The sequence below is a fragment of the Telluria sp. LT1R51-2 genome, assembly GCF_059685775.1.
The window spans coordinates 1,734,002-1,751,294 of the sequence record NZ_JCASIM010000001.1 but is presented as its reverse complement, the minus strand read 5'-3'; the positions used below and the strand labels follow the sequence as shown (position 1 = coordinate 1,751,294).

Here is a 17,293-nt window from a genome sequence, read left to right as displayed (position 1 = left end):
TGTTTAGACCCTTTCGATATTGACCAGGAACGACTTGAATTCCGGGGTCTGGGTATTGGCATCGCCCACGAACGGGGTCAGCGTATTGACCAGGAAGCCCGGCTTGGCCACACCGACAAAGCCCCAGTGGTTCGGCAGACCCACTGTGTCAACCTTCATCCCATCGCAATCGAGTTGCGGAATACGCTTGGTCACCAGGCACTTGGCCTTGATGAAGCCGCGCATCGACGACACCTTGACCATATCGCCATTCGTGATGCCCTTGGCCTTGGCCAGCTCTTCACCGATTTCCACGAACTGCTGTGGCTGGATAATCGCGTTGGAAACAACGTTCTTGGTCCAGTAGTGGAAGTGCTCGGTCAAGCGGTAGCTGGTTGCGACGTACGGGAAGTCCTTGGCCGTACCGAACGCTTCCATGTCGCCCTTGAACACGCGGGCCGCCGGATTGGCGCGGGCAAGCGGGTTTTTCGGGTGCATCGGATTGACCGGGAACGGCGACTCGAACGGCTCGTAGTGCTCCGGCAGCGGACCTTCGGCCATGCCGGTTGGTGCGAACAGGCGCGCCACACCTTCAGACGTCATGATGAACGGCTGCGTACGGTTCTCTTCGGCCGGATCGGCGTCAGGACGAATGTCCGGAATATCCGAACCAGTCCAGGCCGTACCGTTCCACGAGATCAGGTTCAGCGCAGGATTCCACGGCTTGCCCGTCTTTGGATCGGTCGACGCAGCGTTGTACAGCACGCGGCGGTTCGCCGGCCAAGCCCAGGCCCAACCCAGCGTTTGTCCGATGTTGTACGGGTCCGCGTTGTCGCGGCGCGCCATCTGGTTGCCCGCCTGGGTCCATGCGCCGGCATATACCCAGCAACCGCTGGCAGTGCTGCCATCGTCGCGCAGCACGCCAAAGCCCGGCACCTGCTCGCCTGCCTTCAGGATCAGCTTGGTCGGATCTTTTGCGTCATAGATATCGGCCAGCGCCTTGCCGTTGAATTCCTTGGCCAGCTCTTCAGCAGAAGGGCTGTGCGGAATCTTGTACGGCCACGACAGCTTGGTGATCGGATCCGAGAATGCACCGCCATCTTTCAGATAGAGGTTCTTCATGCGCGAGAACAGGTCGGCAATGATCTCGATGTCCGGCTTGCACTCGTACGGCGCTTCGGCGCCCTTCCAGTGCCACTGCAGCCAGCGGCTCGAGTTCGACAGCGAACCGTCTTCTTCGGCGAAGCACGTGGTCGGCAGGCGGAACACGGTCGTCTGGATCTTGCTTGGATCGACATCGTTCGACTCGCCGAAGTTCTTCCAGAACTCGGACGTTTCGGTGTTGAGCGGATCCATCGTCACCAGGAATTTCAGCTTCGACAGACCGGCGATGATCTTCTTCTTGTTCGGGAACGATCCGACCGGGTTGAAACCCTGGCAGATGTAACCGTTCAATTTGCCTTGACCCATCAATTCAAACGCCTGCAGCACGTCGTACAGCTTGTCGATTTTCGGCAAGTAGTCGAAGGCCCAGTTGTTCTCTTTGGTCGCGGCATCGCCCCACCAGGCTTTTTGCAGGCTGACGAAGAACTTGGGATAGTTCTGCCAGTAGCTCATCTGGTTCGGACGCAAAGGCTTCAGTGCGCGCGGCTTGTAGTACGTTTCCAGGTCCTGCTCTTTGTCGGTTGCCAGCGACAGATAGCCTGGCAGCGAGTTCGACAGCAGACCCAGGTCGGTCAGACCCTGGATGTTGGAGTGACCACGCAGAGCGTTCAGGCCACCGCCGGCGATACCGACGTTACCCAACAGCAGCTGCATGATCGCGCCGGTACGGATGATCTGGCTACCTTGGCTGTGCTGGGTCCAGCCCAGTGCGTACAGGATCGTCATCGCACGGCCCGGCTGGGCAGTCGACGCAATGTATTCGCAGACCTTCAGGAATTGCTTGACCGGGGTACCGGTGATCTTGCTGACCTGCTCAGGCGTGTAGCGCGAGTAGTGGCGCTTCATCACCTGCAGCACGCAACGCGGGTGTTCCATGGTCGGATCGACCTTGGCGTAACCGTCGTCACCCATCTCGTAGCCCCAGCTTTCATTGCTGTAGCGGCGCTTGGCTTCGTCGTAACCCGAGAACAGACCGTCCTGGAAGTCGAAGCCTTCGTTCACGATGAACGGGGCGTTGGTGTAGCTCCGGACGTATTCGGTCTGGATCTTGTTGTTCGTCAGCAGATAGTTCAGGACGCCGCCCAGGAAGGCGATGTCCGAGCCAGCGCGGATCGGCGCGTAATAGTCGCTCATGGCGGCCGAACGCGTAAAGCGCGGGTCGACCACGACCAGCTTGGCTTTGTTGTGATGCTTTGCTTCAATAACCCATTTAAAACCGCATGGGTGTGCTTCGGCGGCATTGCCGCCCATGATCAGTACAACATCGGCATTCTTGATGTCAACCCAATGGTTGGTCATCGCTCCTCGTCCGAACGTCGGGGCCAGACCGGCCACCGTAGGTCCGTGTCAAACGCGAGCCTGGTTATCGAATACGAGCATGCCCATCGAACGCATCGCTTTGTGCGTGATGTAGCCCGTTTCGTTGCTCGACGCGGACGCGCACAGCATACCCGTGCTCGTCCAGCGATTGACCAGCTGGCCTTCGGCGTTGGTCGGAATGAAGTTCGCATCGCGGTCAGCCTTCATCAGGCCGGCCAGGCGCGTCATTGCCTCATCCCACGAAACGCGTTTCCATTCGTTGGTGCCAGGTTCGCGGATTTCCGGGAACTTGAGACGGTTCGGCGAATGGATGAAGTCGAGCAAGCCGGCGCCTTTCGGGCACAGCGTACCGCGATTGACCGGGTGATCCGGGTCGCCTTCAATGTGGATGATGTCCGAGGTAACGTTCTTTGCGCCGTCGCCCAGACTGTACATCAGCAGGCCGCAGCCCACCGAGCAGTACGGACACGTGTTGCGCGTCTCCTTGGCTTTCGCCAATTTATAGTGCCGCGTCTCTGCCATCGCCGGCAACGGCGAGAAGCCGAGCGCGACGATGGTGGAGGCGGCGAGTCCCGCACCGCTTGCGCGGAGGAACTGCCTTCTGTTCATGCCCATCTAGATTCTCCTGCTAGTAATGGATTGCGCACATCAGAATGGGGTCAGCCAGGGTCGTCGCCCTGGCTTTGTTTCCATCCTGACCGTTACCGGCGCCACCATGCGCCGGTGTGCGCGCCGTTGGACCCGCCGGCAATTATTTTGCCGGCGGCGTCGCTGCCTGCGTGGTGGCGCCATCGCCACCCGTTGGTTCTGAAGCACCGCTGTCGCGGGGTTTGTTCGAGTCTGCATCCTGGCCGGCAACCATACCGCCGATCGCGGTACCGCCTTCGGCAGGACCGGTTTCCGGCACAGCCGCGGGGGCGGTGGCCGATTCGGATTTCAGGCCTGCGTGCGGATCAATGGCGGCGCCATTCGGACCGGCAACGTCCGGCGTCTGCACCGGTGCGGTCGCTTCTTTCTTCTGGCACGCGGCCAGAGCGAAGACGGCGGTCGCCACGATGGCTGCGTTGCGCAGAGTAAGCGCTGTTTGTTTGATATAGATCATTGCAATATCCATTGACTTAGAGATACAACTGAAAATATAGCGGAAATGCGGAATTCCTTGAATAAGTATTTTACGCACAGCCGTTCGCAAAGGGTGATTTTCCGTGAGTTTTGACCCGCTTATATGACAATTTTTTTCGTCAAAGGCGGATGTAAAGACTGCCTGACCGCCGATTTGGCCGTTTTAACGACATCTTTCCTGTTACATCCATCGATTCTGGCAGACAGCAAGCTCAAGACGGGGCTAGTGTAGCCTGCCTTCGCGCGCGTTGCTCTGGCGCGTCAAATTCTGATTCCTGCGGTACAAATCGCTGCCGCGCCGCGTGCGTCGACCAGCGTCCTTCCGGACCACGCTCCACCAGGCGCCCTACCCTATTTGCATCAATTGAAACGGCGCGCGTCAAGTGGGATGTAGCAAAAATAGTATTTACCAACAGCCATTAACAAAAAATGGTTGCGCCTAACATTTAGTGTTATATTATTTTACAGCTTGCACGGACGCCGCCCCTACGCCCCTGACGAGCATGGTATTTCCAGCAGAGAGTCCCGGCAGATGGGCTCTTCACAACAAAGACGGAGACAACAGAATGAAGCATCTGAATCGATCGGCGATCGCCGTGGGCGTGGCACACCTGTGCTGGTTGTCCGCAGCGTTTGCCCAGGAAGCCGCCCCGGCCCCTGCCGAAGCGCAGGTCGTTAAAATCACCGGCCAGCGCGCCGCACTCAACAGCGCACAGCAACTCAAGCGGAATTCGGACGAGGTCGTCGATTCGATCGTCGCCGACGACATCGGCAAACTGCCCGATAAATCGATCACCGAGGTCCTGCAACGCGTCCCTGGCGTCACCATCGACCGCACCATGTCGCGCTCCGACCCGGAACACTTCTCGGTCGAAGGCTCCGGCGTGTCGATTCGCGGCCTGACCTGGGTACGCTCGGAACTCAATGGCCGCGACTCCTTCTCGTCCAATGGCGGCCGCGCACTGAGCTTCGAGGATGTCCCGCCAGAGCTGATGGCCGGCGTCGACGTCTACAAAAATCCGTCCGCCGAACAGATCGAAGGCGGCATTTCGGGCCTGGTCAACCTGCGCACGGCACTGCCGTTCGACATCAAGGGCCAACGCGTCTCGGCCAGCGTCGAAGGCACGTACACCGAACTGAACAAAAAGAAGGATCCGGCCGGCTCGTTCATGTATTCGAACCGCTGGAAAACGGACATGGGCGAATTCGGCGTGCTGGTCAACTACGCCAATTCCGAGAGCAATACCCGTACCGACGCCTTCCAGGTCGAGCCGTACTACCCGGTGGCCAATGCCGAACCAGGCCGCACGGTCTGGATTCCGAAAGGCGCGCAGTGGCGCACGCTGGACTTCGAGCGCAAACGCCAGGGCGCCTACGCCGCGCTGCAGTGGAAGCTTGACAACACGCTGCGCAGTCACGTGACCTACTTCAAGTCGAAGTACAAGATGCAGTGGGATGAGAACGCGCTGTTCTCGGCGGAGGGTACGCCGACCAATCTGCGCGTAACCAACGGTGTCTACGATGCTAACAATGCATTTTTGAGCGGCACGTTGTCCAATCCAACCAATAACGGCATCGAGTTCGGCAACAACACCCGCACCTCGAACCGCGATTCGTCGACCACCGACGTTGCCTGGAATGTCGAGTGGAAGCCGGCGACCAACTGGACGCTGACGTCCGACGTCCAGCACGTCAAGGCCGAATCGGAAGGCTTCGATTCGACCGTGGCGCTGGGCACGATCATGCAGCAGCAGAACCTGGACCTGACCGGCAGCATCCCGAAGCTCATGTTCGACGCCCAGCAAGCGGCATCCCTGAGCGACCCGAACAACTATTTCTGGGCCTTCACCCAGGAACACCGCGACCGCAGCGTCACTGAGCAGACAGCATGGAAAGGCGACGTCAAGTATGACTTCGACCATCCTGTCCTGCGCGATATCCGCGTCGGCGTGCGCTTGACCGACCGCGATGCCAAGACCATCAATTCGAATCCGAACTACAACTGGTCCGCCGTATCCCAACGCTGGATGATTCCTAACCAGATCAACCGACTCGCTTACCTGAGCGACCCTCGCTTCAACGCGCCGACGACCGTCAACACGTTCAAGAACTTCTTCAACGGTGACGCGAGTGTGCCGGCGGTGGTATTCCCGGCACAATCCCTGGTGGCGGGCTACCCGGGCACCTACGCCCAACTGCACAGCTTCCGCCAAGCCTTGTGCGCCGAGGCCGGCAAAAGCTGCGATCCATGGAAAGCCGCCGCCTTCGGCGAAGCCAACCCATCGGGCGACAACGAGCAGTCGGAAAAAACCAAAGCGATGTACACGCAGTTGCGCTTCGCGTTTGATGACCTGCGCATGCCGATCGACGGCAACATCGGCGTGCGTTATGTAAAGACCGACAACACATCGTACGGCTATACCGTGTACAACTCGACGTTCAAGGTGACGCCGGGCGGCACCACCGGCGTGTCTGTGCCGGTCATCGCACCGTTTGCAGCGCGCCAGGACTATGAGAACAGCTACCATAACTGGTTGCCGAGCCTGAACCTGCGCATGAAGGCCACCGAACAGCTGCAGTTCCGCTTTGCGCTGGGCAAAGGCATGTCGCGGCCGGACTTCGGCCAGCTTCAGGCCTACACCACGCTGGGGCAGAACGTGAATAGTTCAATCACCGGCGATGGGCCGACCCAGGTCACCAATGTCACGTCGGTTGGCCATACCGGTGAAGCCGTCGGTAATCCATTGCTGCGTCCGGTCACCTCGCGCAATATGGACCTGACGGCAGAATGGTACTTCGCCCAGGCCGGTTCGCTGACCTTCGCCGTGTTCGACAAACGTCTGAAAGACATCATCGTTAAGCAGAATTCGTCCTACCAGCTCAATGATGTGAACGGAAATGTAATCGATTTCAATGTGGCGACGCCCGTCAACGGCGCACGTGGGTCGGCACGCGGTATCGAGATGGCGTACCAGCAGTACTTCGACAAGCTGCCAGGCTGGCTGTCGGGCTTCGGCGTGCAGGCCAACTACACGCACGTCAAGAGCAAGCGCGACCTGTATAGCCCGGTGTTCTCGCAGTATTGCTCGAACGTGAGCGGCGCGGCCAACCTGAACCTGAACCTGAACGGCTGCGACACCGACGGCCGCACCTTTGGCGACCTGCCGCTGGAATACCTGTCGCGCAATTCGTACAACCTGGCGCTGCTGTACGACAAAGGCCCATGGTCGGCGCGTCTGGCCTACAGCTGGCGCTCGAAGAGCCTGCTGGGTAACAACAACAACGGCACCAACGGCACGAATGGCGTCGACACCAATCCGGCCAGCCCGACCTTCAACCAGAACGTGATTGCGTGGGGCTTGCCAATCTGGGCTGACGACTACGGTCAGTTGGATGGCGGCGTCAGCTACAAGTTCAACGAGAACTTCCGCCTCGACTTCCAGGGCACCAACCTGACGGACGCGAAGTACAAGCAGATCATGACGCAACACATCGGCGACAAGGGCCGTGCGTGGTTCGTCAGCGGTCCCCGCTACAGCGTGCGTCTGGGCGTGACGTTCTAAGTCGATGCCGATGTAATCTCGACGCCCGCTGACCTGCCGCCCCGCGCTGCAGGTCAGCGGGCTGTTTGCTTTTCCAGGAAAACCGATCCATGCAAAGCTCGACTTTCTCGTCGCTGGACACGTTCGTCTTTTTTGTCTACTTCATCATCGTGTCCGGCTACGGCTTCTGGGTCTACAAGCGCAAGCAGCGCTCGGCCTCTGCCTCGCACGATTACTTTCTGGCCGAAGGCTCGCTGACCTGGTGGGCCATCGGCGCCTCGATGATCGCGTCGAACATCTCGGCCGAGCAGTTCATCGGCATGAGCGGCTCGGGCTTCAAGATGGGCATGGCCATCGCCGTCTATGAGCTGATGGGCGCGTTCACGCTGATCCTGGTGGCGGTGTTCTTCATGCCGATCTACCGCCGCAACCGCATCTACACGATGCCCCAGTTCCTCGAACAGCGTTACGGCAGCACCGTTGCCACCGTGATGGCGCTGTTCTGGCTGTCGCTGTACGTCATCGTCAACCTGACCTCGATCCTGTACCTCGGCGCGCTGGCCATCGGCGCCATCGCCGGCATCGACGTCTGGACCTGCATGGTGTTCCTGGCCGTATTCGCCGTCATCATCACGCTGGGCGGCATGAAGGTCATCGGCTACACCGACGTGATCCAGGTACTGTGCCTGGTGCTCGGCGGCCTGGTGACGACCTGGCTCGCGCTCGACCTGGTCGCGCAGAACAATGGCGGGGGCGGCGTGATGGCCGGCTTCAACCACCTGCTGGGCGTGGCGCCGGATCACTTCGACATGGTGCTCACGCGCGACAACCCGAATTACCTCGACCTGCCTGGCGTCTCGATCCTGATCGGCGGCATGCTGATCGTGAACCTGAATTACTGGGGCTGCAACCAGTACATAATCCAGCGCGCGCTGGGCGCCGACCTGCACACGGCGCGCAAGGGCATCCTGTTCGCGGCCGGCCTCAAGCTCCTGATGCCGGTGATCGTCGTCCTGCCGGGCATCGCGGCGTTCGTGCTGCACCAGCAGGGCGTGCTGGGCGCATCGATGGGCATGGGCGCGGACGTCAACCCGGACCGCGCCTACCCGGTGCTGCTCACGCTGCTGCCGACGGGCCTCAAAGGCATCGCGTTTGCCGCGCTGACGGCCGCCGTGGTCGCGTCGCTGGCCGGCAAGGCCAACAGCATCGCCACCATCTACACCTTCGACATCCACAAGAAAGCCTTCAACAAGGGCATCTCCGAGCAGCGCATGGTCTGGATCGGCCGCGTGACCGTGGTCGTGGCGATGCTGCTGGCGGTGTTGATCGCGCCATTCATGGGCATCGACAAGAAAGGCGGCTTCCAGTACATCCAGGAATACACGGGCTTCGTCTCGCCCGGCATCCTGGCCATGTTCCTGATGGGCTTCTTCTGGCGGCCGGCCACGGCCAGCGCGGCGATGTTTGCCACCGTCGGCGGCTTCCTCGGCTCGATCATCCTCAAGTTTTTGCCGGGCCTGATGGACCTGTCGTTCCTGGCGCCGATCGGGTTTGCCGTGCCGAACAGCGCTGGCGTCTACGAGATTCCATTCGTGGACCGGATGGCGATCGTGTTCGTCGTCGTCATCATCGGCATGCTCATCATCAGCAAGCTGTGGCCAAAGGCTGGCTTAGAGCAGAGCAAGGGCGTCGAAGTCGAAGCGTCCATGTTCAAGGTGCAGCCGGGGTTCGCGTTCGGTGCGACCGTTATCTGCATCGCACTGATCGCGATCTACAGCGCGTGGTGGTAGGCTCACGCCGCGGTATCAACGTACCAATACAAAAACAGACACACTAGGAGACACACACATGCACCCAGCTTTGCCCTTCGGCCGCTCGGCCATCGCCCTTGCCGCCGCCCTCGCCTTTGGTGCCGCGCATGCAGCACCAGCCGCTGCGCCGACTGCTGCACCGGATGCGGCCCAACAGCGCGCCGTCAAACTGGTGAGCCAGATGACGCTTGATGAAAAGATCGGCATGGTCTTTGGCTACTTCGGCACCGAATTCAAGGGCCAGAAAGCGCCCGAGGGCGCCCTGCCCCAATCGGCCGGTTTCATCAAGGGCATCGAGCGCCTGGGCATCACGCCGCAGTGGCTGACCGACGCCGGCATCGGCGTGGCCTCGCAGCCGGGCAAGGACGCGCGCGAGCGCACGTCGCTGCCGGCGGGGATTGCGACGGCTGCCACCTGGAATCCGCAACTGGCGTTCGAAGGCGCGGCGATGATCGGTAAGGAAGCGCGCCTGTCGGGCTTCAACGTGATGCTGGGCGGGAGCGTGAACCTGGCGCGTGAGCCGCGCAACGGCCGCAACTTCGAGTACACGGGCGAAGACCCGCTGCTGGCCGGAATCATGGCCGGCGAACAGATTCGCGGCGTGCAGTCCAACCACGTCGTCTCGACGCTCAAGCACTACGCGTACAACGACCAGGAGACGGGCCGCAACCACCTCAATGTCAAGATCAACGATGCCGCGGGCCGCATGTCCGACCTGCTGGCGTTCCAGATCGCGATCGAACGGGGCGATCCGGGCTCGGTCATGTGTTCGTACAACCGCATCAACGGGCCGTATGGCTGCGAGAACGACCATCTGCTGAACAAGGTGCTCAAGGGCGACTGGGGCTACAAAGGTTACGTGATGTCCGACTGGGGCGCGGCCCACTCGACGATTCCGGCTGCGCTGGCGGGCCTGGACCAGCAGTCGGGCTACCCGTTCGACAAGTCGCCCTACTTTGACGGCGCACTGAAGGAAGCCGTCGAAAACGGCCACGTGCCGCAGGCGCGCCTGGACGACATGGTGGCCCGCATCCTGTGGGCGCTGGGCGCGCACGGCGCGCTGGATCATCCGGTCAAGGTCCAGGCCAAGGACATCGACTACACGGCGCACGGCAAGATTTCGCAGCTTGATGCCGAAGAAGCGATCGTCCTGCTCAAGAACAAGGACAACGTGCTCCCGCTGGCGAAGGACGTGCAGCGCATCGCCATCATCGGAGGGCACGCCAACAAGGGCGTGCTGTCCGGCGGCGGCTCGGCGCAGGTTTATCCGCGCGGCGGCATGGCCGTACCCAACGAAGGCCCGGCCGCCTGGCCAGGCCCGATGGTCTACCTGCCAGGCTCGCCGATGAAGGCGCTGGCGGCGCGCACGAAAGCCAAAATCACCTGGCACGATGGCAAGGACGCCGCCGCAGCCGCGAAAGTCGCAGCAGCCGCCGACGTGGTGCTGGTGTTCGCGACGCAATGGACGTCTGAAGCCGCCGACGTGCCGACCCTGGCGCTGCCGAACAATCAGGACGCGCTGATCGCAGCCGTGGCCAAGGCCAATGCCCGCACCGTCGTCGTGCTGCAAACCGGCACGCCCGTCACGATGCCGTGGGTGAACGACGTGGCTGGCGTTGTCGAAGCCTGGTATCCGGGCACGAATGGCGCCGAAGCCATCGCGCGCGTGCTGACGGGTGAAGTCGATGCGTCGGGCCGCCTGCCGCAAACGTTCCCGCTGGCCGAGAACCAGCTGCCGCGACCAAAGATCGATGGCATCGACCTGCCGAAGGATACGCGCTTTGACGTCGACTACGACGTCGAGGGCGCCGCCGTCGGCTACAAGTGGTTCGACCTGAAAGGCCACAAGCCGCTGTTCGCGTTTGGTCACGGCCTGTCGTACACGAGCTTCACCTACACGAACCTGAAGGCCGACGCGACGAACGGCAGCATCCGCGTGCGCTTCAATGTCGCCAACAGCGGCGCGCGCGCCGGCAAGGCAGTGCCGCAGGTGTACGTGTCGAAAGTGGGCGCCGGCTGGGAAGCGCCGAAACGCCTCGGTGGCTGGGACAAGCTGGCCTTGGACGCCGGCGCAAACCGCACCAGTGAGGTGACGATCGATCCGCGCACGCTGGCGGTGTTCGATGGCGCCAGCAACCGCTGGAAGATCGCCGCCGGCGACTACCGCGTGATCCTGTCGACGGCAGCCGACGCGCCGGTAGCGACGGTGACGGTGCGCCTGCCGGCGCGCGAGTTTGCCGCAGGCGCGCGCTGATTGCGGACCTGCACGACCAGCGACTGAAAGACTGACCGCCCGTGCTTTGCCAACAGCGCTCGCTTGACCCGCATCGGGACCGCGAAAAATCCGCGATCCTGCATGCGATCGCCAGCCGTTTTGCCGATGCGGAGCTCGAACTGGGCGCGGTTGCGCATGGCGCTGGCGTGAACCGCAACAAGGTCAACGACGTGCTGAAGGCCGAACTGGGTTGTACGTTCACCGGTTACCTGAACCGGTTGCGCCTGACCGAAGCAGCGCGCCTGCTGGCCGAACGCGATTCGGCCAGCATCACGGACATCGCCTACACGGTCGGCTACAACCACGTCTCGTACTTTAACAAGCTGTTCAAACTCGATTATGGCTGCACACCGAAGGCATTTCGGGCGCAAGCGCATCGCACGCCCGTCTGCCCCTCGCCCACATCCGGAGAAAAGACCCCATGAAGCACACAATTACCACCATGACGCTGGCGACGCTGCTTGCCCTGCCAGCCGTGGCCCATGCGCAGCAACGTGTCATCGACGTCGATGTCACCCAGGTCAAGGGCCAGCTCGATCGCATGTTCAATCTGTCCGTTGGCGCCGGCCGCGCCAACGAGGGCTTGCGCGCCGACTGGCAGCAGCAGCTGGCCGAACTGCGCAAGGACACGGGCTTTCGCTACCTCCGCATGCACGGTCTGCTGAGCGACGACATGGCCGTCTTCCGCATCGATGCGCAAGGCAAGGAGCAGTACAACTTCCAGTACGTCGACGCCCTGTTCGACTACCTGCAGAGCGTCGGCATCAAGCCGTTCGTGGAACTGGGCTTCATGCCGTCCGCGATGGCCAGCGGCACCAAGACCATCTTCTGGTGGCGCGGCAACGTCACGCCGCCGCGCGACTACGCGCAGTGGGAACGCCTGGTCAAGGCACTGACCACGCACTGGACCGAACGCTATGGCAAGGCCGAAGTGGCAAGCTGGTACTTCGAAGTCTGGAATGAACCGAACCTGGACGGCTTCTGGGCCGGCACGCAGGACGAGTACTTCAAGCTGTACGCGCACGCCGCGCGCGCCGTCAAGAGTGTCGACCCATCGTACCGCGTGGGCGGTCCGGGCACTGCCGGTGCGGCCTGGATTCCCGAGATGATCGGATACGCCAGCAAGAATGGCGTGCCGCTTGACTTCGTCTCCACCCACTCGTATGGCGTGAACCAGGGCTTCCTCGACGAATTCGGCACCACTGGCACGGTCCTGAGCCCCGACCCGATGGCGGTGACCCACGACGTGCTTAAAAACCGCAAGGAGATCGACACGTCGGCCATGCCGAAGCTCGAGCTGCACTACACCGAATGGAGCTCGTCGTACACGCCGTCCGACCCGACCCACGACAGCTACCACCAGCCGGCCTACATTCTGAGAAAGCTCAAGCAGAGCACTGGCGCCGTGCAGTCGATGTCGTACTGGGTGTTTACCGACATCTTCGAAGAAGCCGGGCCGCGCTTCGAAGCTTTCCACGGCGGGTTCGGTTTGATGAACACGCAGGGGATCAAGAAGCCCGCCTATTTTGCCTATCAGTTCCTCAACCAGCTGGGCGATCGTGAGCTGAAGAACGCGGACCAGGATTCGACGGCGACGCTCGACGCCAAGGGCAACGCGCAGGTGCTGCTGTGGGATTACTCGCACACGCTGCCTGAAGGGATCAACAACCAGCAGTACTTCATCAAGGACCTGCCGCCCAAGTCGAAAGGCCAGGTCAAGGTCGCGATGCGTGGTCTGAAGCCAGGCGCCTACACGATGACGGTCTCGCAGGTCGGCTACAAGCAGAACGATGCGTTCACGGCGTATATCGGCATGGGCTCGCCCAAGCAGCTGACGCGCCCGCAGGTCGCTGCACTGAAAGCGACGGCAACCGGGAAGCCGTTGAAGCAGCAGGCGGTGACGGTCGGACGCGATGGCGTGTTTGCCACTGCATTGCCGCTGCGCGAGAACGATGTCTACCTGCTGCAACTCGATGCGGCGCGTTAGGGCTCGCTGTCGCGTGGCGCCCCAAGGTTCAGCTCCACGCGCCGGGCCTCGAGACGCTCGATGACGCGCGCCGCGAGCAGGCGCAGCGCGTCAAGCTGATGGACGGTCAGCTTGCGCGGTTCGGTATCGATCACGCACAGCGTGCCCAGTGCCTGACCGGTTGACGTCACCAGCGGCGCGCCGGCATAGAAACGGATGCCGGGATCGCCCGTCACCAGGGGATTGCGGACGAAGCGTGCATCGAGCGTCGCGTCGACCACCTGCATGATCTGCTCGGGTTGCTCGATCGCGTAGCTGCAGAACGCGTGTTCGCGCGGCGTTTCACGGGCCTGCAGTCCCACCCGCGCCTTGAACCACTGACGCTCGTCGTCGACCAGCGAAACCAGCGCGATCGGCGTCTGGCAGAACGCGCTGGCCAGGTGGGTCAGCTCGTCATATGCCGCTTCTTCTTCGGTATCCATGATGTGCAGGGCCGTCAGCTCCGCCAGCCGTACGCGCTCGACCCCTTCATCGGGCGCGCGCGCCGCCTGGCCAAAGGCGGTCTCGACGAGGGTCATGGCATGCGTCGTACTGACCTTGGCAACGCTTGCAGCGCGGTCGCGCCGGAGCAGGGCCTCGTGGAGAAGACGCGCGAGATCGTCCAGGGCATAGGGCTTGGGCAGCAGCAGGAAGCCGTGGTCCGACTCCTGCGCCAGCACGTGGCTGTAACCACTGGTGAGCACGACGGGGATGTCGATCTGCAGGCGCGCCAGTGCGCGCCCCAGGTCGATCCCGGTCATGCCCGGCAGGACAACATCGGAAAACACTGCTGCGTAAGGTTCGGGATCATCGCGCAGCAATGCCAACGCCTGCTCCGCACTGGTCACGATGGTCGTTGCGTAGCCAAGTTCATGCAGTGAGCTCTCGACCATCGCGCGCAATTCGGGATTATCCTCGACCGCCAGGATGCGCAGGCCCCCGCCGCCGGGCAGCGTGTGCTGGACGCTCGGCGTGCTGCCGCCAGTAACCGGTTGCGCCGCACACGGCAGGTACAGCGTGAAGGTCGTGCCTGCGCCTGGCGTACTCACGACCCGCACATCGCCGCCCGACTGGCGCGCAAAGCCGAACACTTGTGACAGCCCCAGGCCGGTGCCGTGGCCCACGCCCTTGGTCGTGAAGAACGGCTCGAAAATCTTGTCCAGGTTATCCGGCGCGATGCCAGCGCCGGTGTCGTGCAACGACACGGCCACGAACGTGCCGCTGATCGCCGGCTGCAGGCCGTGCTGCGGCAGGCCATCGACCGATTCGACCTTGACCGACAGCGTTCCGCGCGACTGCATCGCGTCGCGCGCATTGACGGCGAGATTGACCAGCGCAGTATCGAACTGGCTCTGGTCGGCATTGACAAAACAGGCCTCGTCGGGCAAGTCGAGCACCACCTCGACCCCAACGCCGGTCAGGCTCCCGATCATTTCCCCGATTGCACGCGTGCTATTCCCGACGTCGAACACGGCCGGCTGCAGGGCCTGACGACGTGCAAAGGCAAGCAGCTGACCGGTCAGGCGGGCACCGCGCGTGACCGCGCTGGAAATCGAGTCCATGAAGCGCTGGCGGCGCTCGTCGCCAAGCTGTACCCGGCGCAGCAGCTCGATGCTCGACTTGATCACTGCCAGGACGTTGTTGAAGTCATGCGCCACGCCGCCCGTAAGCTGACCGATCGCTTCGAGCTTCTGGGACTGCCGCAGCGCCTCCTGGGTTTCAACCAGCGCTTGCTGCTGCATATGCCACTCGGTCACGTCCAGTGCCGTCATGAAGGCGCCGATCTGCTTGCCGTCGTGATCACGCAAGATCTCGAACCGCATTTCACAGGTGCGCTGTTCGGGCGGAGCCTGGCCGAACGTCTGCTGCAGCGAGAACGCCTCGCCACCCAGCGCGCGGTCCCACAGCGCCAGCGCTGCCTGCAGTTGCTCTGGCCGGTCGGCCAGCACGTCGGTCAGGCGATCGCCTACCGCGACACGGCGCTTGAACATGCGCCAGTAGTCATCAATGCTGGCCTGGTTGATCGCCAGGAAGCGGTAGTCTGCATCGATCACCTGCAACAGCAGATCGGTGGCCTGGAACACCGCGGCCAGCACGTCACGTTCGCGCGTGCGGAGAATCAACGCTTCGCGCTGCTGCTTTTCGTCGGTGACGTCGCGCGCGGCGCAGTACACCTTGCCGTCCTCCGGCACGGCCACCCACGACAGCCAGCGCCAGACCCCGCCACTCGTGCGGTAGCGGTTCTCGAAACGCACGACTGCCTGCCCCTGCTCACTGGCCTTGATCCAGGCCGCCTGCGTCGCCGCGAGGTCATCGCGGTGCACGAACGCCGTGAATGGCTGGCTGCACACCTGGGCTTCGGTCCAGCCAAGCACCGTCTGCCACGCCGGATTGGCCAGCTCGACATAGCCGTTGGCATCGATGATGCACAGCGGCTCCAGGCTCACGGCCCATGCACGGTCCGGCGCCAGGGCGCGCGGGGCGCAGCGCTGATCAAGCCTTTCGACTCGTTCACGCAAGGCGTTGCCAGCGCGCGCCTGGCCAATGCGTGCCAGGGCCGCGCCCATGGCGACGCAAACGTGGTGCAGCAGTTCGCGTTCGTGCGACGTGAATGCGCGCTTGTACGAATTGGCGCCGGTGCACAGGGCTTGCTCGATCTGCTGCGCAGATGGCGCATCCTGGTCAGGCTGGACCAGCCTGTGAACGATGGAGGACAGCGCGGACGGGTCGAGCGGCAGAATCCCGGGGAGGCGGCTCAGCGACAGCTGCATCAGATCGTCGACATTGTCGATGCCCGTCAGGGCGGATACGACGTCGAGAACCTGGAGCAGGCGCCCTTGCGTGACGGTGGCGTCCACCCGGTTACAACCGGACCGGCGAACGGACGCGCCCTTCGGGCTGCCCTGCCACACCTGGAGCCACTGCATACTGCGATTCGAGAACCTTGACGTTTGCCATTCTACGACCATGTTAAGAGATACAGGATGGGACGCACATGTCTACCCAGATCCCATGAAACGTGGTCATATTAGCATGTTGTAGTGGCCGCTACAGTACGCTTGCACCGCTGTGCGCAGTCTTATTCCATCCCACCCTGTGGCCGATGACGCCGTGACGAGGTCTGTGTGGAAAGAACAGCACCAGCGGGGTCAAACACCAGCGGGGTCAGGTCTGACATTCGGACACGAGCTTAACAAGAAGTCTGTTGACGATGCCTTGTCAAACGTACTAGGGAAGAGTCCGTGTCCAAATGTCAGACCTGACCCCGGCTATTTGCCGTAAGCGATTGCATCCTCGAGACAGTCATTCCCCCAGAACATCTCGTTGCCAACGAAAAACATGGGCGCGCCAAAGATGCCGCGGGCCTGGGCATCGGCTGTGCGCGCACGCAGTGCGGCCTTGCACGCATCCGTTTTAGCTGCCGCGATGATCTCTGCACTGTCAGCGCCAAGTCCTTCGAGAATTCCGGCCAGCACCGCCTCGTCGCCAACTTCGCGGTCGTCCGCGAAATTGGCGAGCATGACCTGTTCACAGAAACCCTCAAACCAGCACGTGCCTTCGCCCTGTAGTGCGATGCGCGCGGCCAGCAGCGCATTACGGGGAAATACGGAAGGGCGTTGCCAACGCAAGCCGTATTTGACGCACTGGCGGTGCATGTCACGCCATACGTAATCGCCTTTCAGCGTCTGCAGCACGAATGGCGACGTCTCCCACCCGAACGACTTGAAGATCGGGCCGAGCATGAACGGCTTCAGCTCGACACGCAGGTTGGCAGCGGCCGCTGCGCGCCGTATCCGCATCATGCTCAGGTAACTGTAATTGCTACCGAAATCGAACCAGAATTCGATGATGTTCATTTAGCGTGGATCCTGTCAGTCGAAGATGAGGGGACAACGGATCTCGATACTCTCACGGGGAGGAGTATCGGTCGGCGTGGCCGGATGGGTAAATGACGCGCGGGGCGTATGGCATGGCATGTCGATGACCGGGTCGTATTGCGTGAAAAGCAGCATCCGCTGGAGATCGGTCCAGGCGTGGGCGGGGTTGTACAGCACTCCGAAGACTTCGACCACAC

Annotated in this window: 10 protein-coding genes; 5 read left to right on the top strand and 5 right to left on the bottom strand. The window is 62.1% G+C overall.

The genetic code is table 11. The annotated features are described in order from the left end of the window. Window positions 1-3: 3 nt before the first annotated feature. Together fdnG and AC56LH_RS07765 are read right to left on the bottom strand one after the other, a co-directional pair. Entirely contained in the window at window positions 4-3,078 is a 3,075-nt protein-coding gene (gene fdnG, locus AC56LH_RS07770) for a formate dehydrogenase-N subunit alpha (RefSeq protein WP_258834161.1), read from the bottom strand. Between the two features lie 136 nt (window positions 3,079-3,214). Continuing rightward, window positions 3,215-3,643 (bottom strand): hypothetical protein, encoded by a 429-nt coding sequence (locus AC56LH_RS07765; protein WP_499645396.1) that lies wholly within the window; start codon window positions 3,641-3,643, stop codon window positions 3,215-3,217. 508 nt (window positions 3,644-4,151) lie between these two features. Here AC56LH_RS07765 and AC56LH_RS07760 point away from each other — a divergent pair. The 5 genes from AC56LH_RS07760 to AC56LH_RS07740 all read left to right on the top strand — a co-directional run bounded on the left by AC56LH_RS07760 (window position 4,152) and on the right by AC56LH_RS07740 (window position 13,200). Then, window positions 4,152-7,148: a TonB-dependent receptor gene (locus AC56LH_RS07760; RefSeq protein ID WP_499645394.1), complete on the top strand. Its 2,997-nt coding sequence runs from the start codon at window positions 4,152-4,154 to the stop codon at window positions 7,146-7,148. Between the two features lie 89 nt (window positions 7,149-7,237). Further along, window positions 7,238-8,917 carry a sodium:solute symporter family transporter gene (locus AC56LH_RS07755; protein ID WP_499645392.1) on the top strand — a complete coding sequence of 560 codons (1,680 nt, stop codon included), beginning with the start codon at window positions 7,238-7,240 and terminating at the stop codon, window positions 8,915-8,917. Window positions 8,918-8,975: 58 nt separating this feature from the next. After that, window positions 8,976-11,192 (top strand): beta-glucosidase family protein, encoded by a 2,217-nt coding sequence (locus AC56LH_RS07750; RefSeq protein ID WP_499645390.1) that lies wholly within the window; start codon window positions 8,976-8,978, stop codon window positions 11,190-11,192. Between the two features lie 41 nt (window positions 11,193-11,233). Further along, window positions 11,234-11,638 (top strand): helix-turn-helix domain-containing protein, encoded by a 405-nt coding sequence (locus tag AC56LH_RS07745; protein ID WP_499645388.1) that lies wholly within the window; start codon window positions 11,234-11,236, stop codon window positions 11,636-11,638. Next, window positions 11,635-13,200 (top strand): GH39 family glycosyl hydrolase, encoded by a 1,566-nt coding sequence (locus AC56LH_RS07740; protein WP_499645387.1) that lies wholly within the window; start codon window positions 11,635-11,637, stop codon window positions 13,198-13,200. Before AC56LH_RS07745 ends, AC56LH_RS07740 begins: the two co-directional genes overlap by 4 nt. On the opposite strand, the gene AC56LH_RS07735 is transcribed toward AC56LH_RS07740, so the two are convergent. The 3 genes from AC56LH_RS07735 to AC56LH_RS07725 all read right to left on the bottom strand — a co-directional run bounded on the left by AC56LH_RS07735 (window position 13,197) and on the right by AC56LH_RS07725 (window position 17,291). Continuing rightward, window positions 13,197-16,145 (bottom strand): PAS domain-containing protein, encoded by a 2,949-nt coding sequence (locus AC56LH_RS07735; protein WP_499645385.1) that lies wholly within the window; start codon window positions 16,143-16,145, stop codon window positions 13,197-13,199. The two genes, AC56LH_RS07740 and AC56LH_RS07735, sit on opposite strands and share 4 nt — an antisense overlap. A 342-nt stretch (window positions 16,146-16,487) precedes the next feature. After that, window positions 16,488-17,075 carry a 2-hydroxychromene-2-carboxylate isomerase gene (locus AC56LH_RS07730; RefSeq protein ID WP_499645383.1) on the bottom strand — a complete coding sequence of 196 codons (588 nt, stop codon included), beginning with the start codon at window positions 17,073-17,075 and terminating at the stop codon, window positions 16,488-16,490. Between the two features lie 15 nt (window positions 17,076-17,090). Further along, a complete protein-coding gene (locus AC56LH_RS07725) occupies window positions 17,091-17,291 on the bottom strand; it encodes a hypothetical protein (RefSeq protein ID WP_499645382.1) in 201 nt (66 codons plus the stop codon). Window positions 17,292-17,293 lie beyond the last annotated feature (2 nt).

Bases quoted from the DNA above. Each gene is read 5' to 3' on its own strand.
- AC56LH_RS07760 (WP_499645394.1), top strand. From the start codon at position 4,152: ATGAAGCATCTGAATCGATCGGCGATCGCCGTGGGCGTGGCACACCTG.
- AC56LH_RS07755 (WP_499645392.1), top strand. From the start codon at position 7,238: ATGCAAAGCTCGACTTTCTCGTCGCTGGACACGTTCGTCTTTTTTGTC.
- AC56LH_RS07750 (WP_499645390.1), top strand. From the start codon at position 8,976: ATGCACCCAGCTTTGCCCTTCGGCCGCTCGGCCATCGCCCTTGCCGCC.
- AC56LH_RS07740 (WP_499645387.1), top strand. From the start codon at position 11,635: ATGAAGCACACAATTACCACCATGACGCTGGCGACGCTGCTTGCCCTG.
- AC56LH_RS07735 (WP_499645385.1), bottom strand. From the start codon at position 16,145: ATGCAGTGGCTCCAGGTGTGGCAGGGCAGCCCGAAGGGCGCGTCCGTT.
- AC56LH_RS07730 (WP_499645383.1), bottom strand. From the start codon at position 17,075: ATGAACATCATCGAATTCTGGTTCGATTTCGGTAGCAATTACAGTTAC.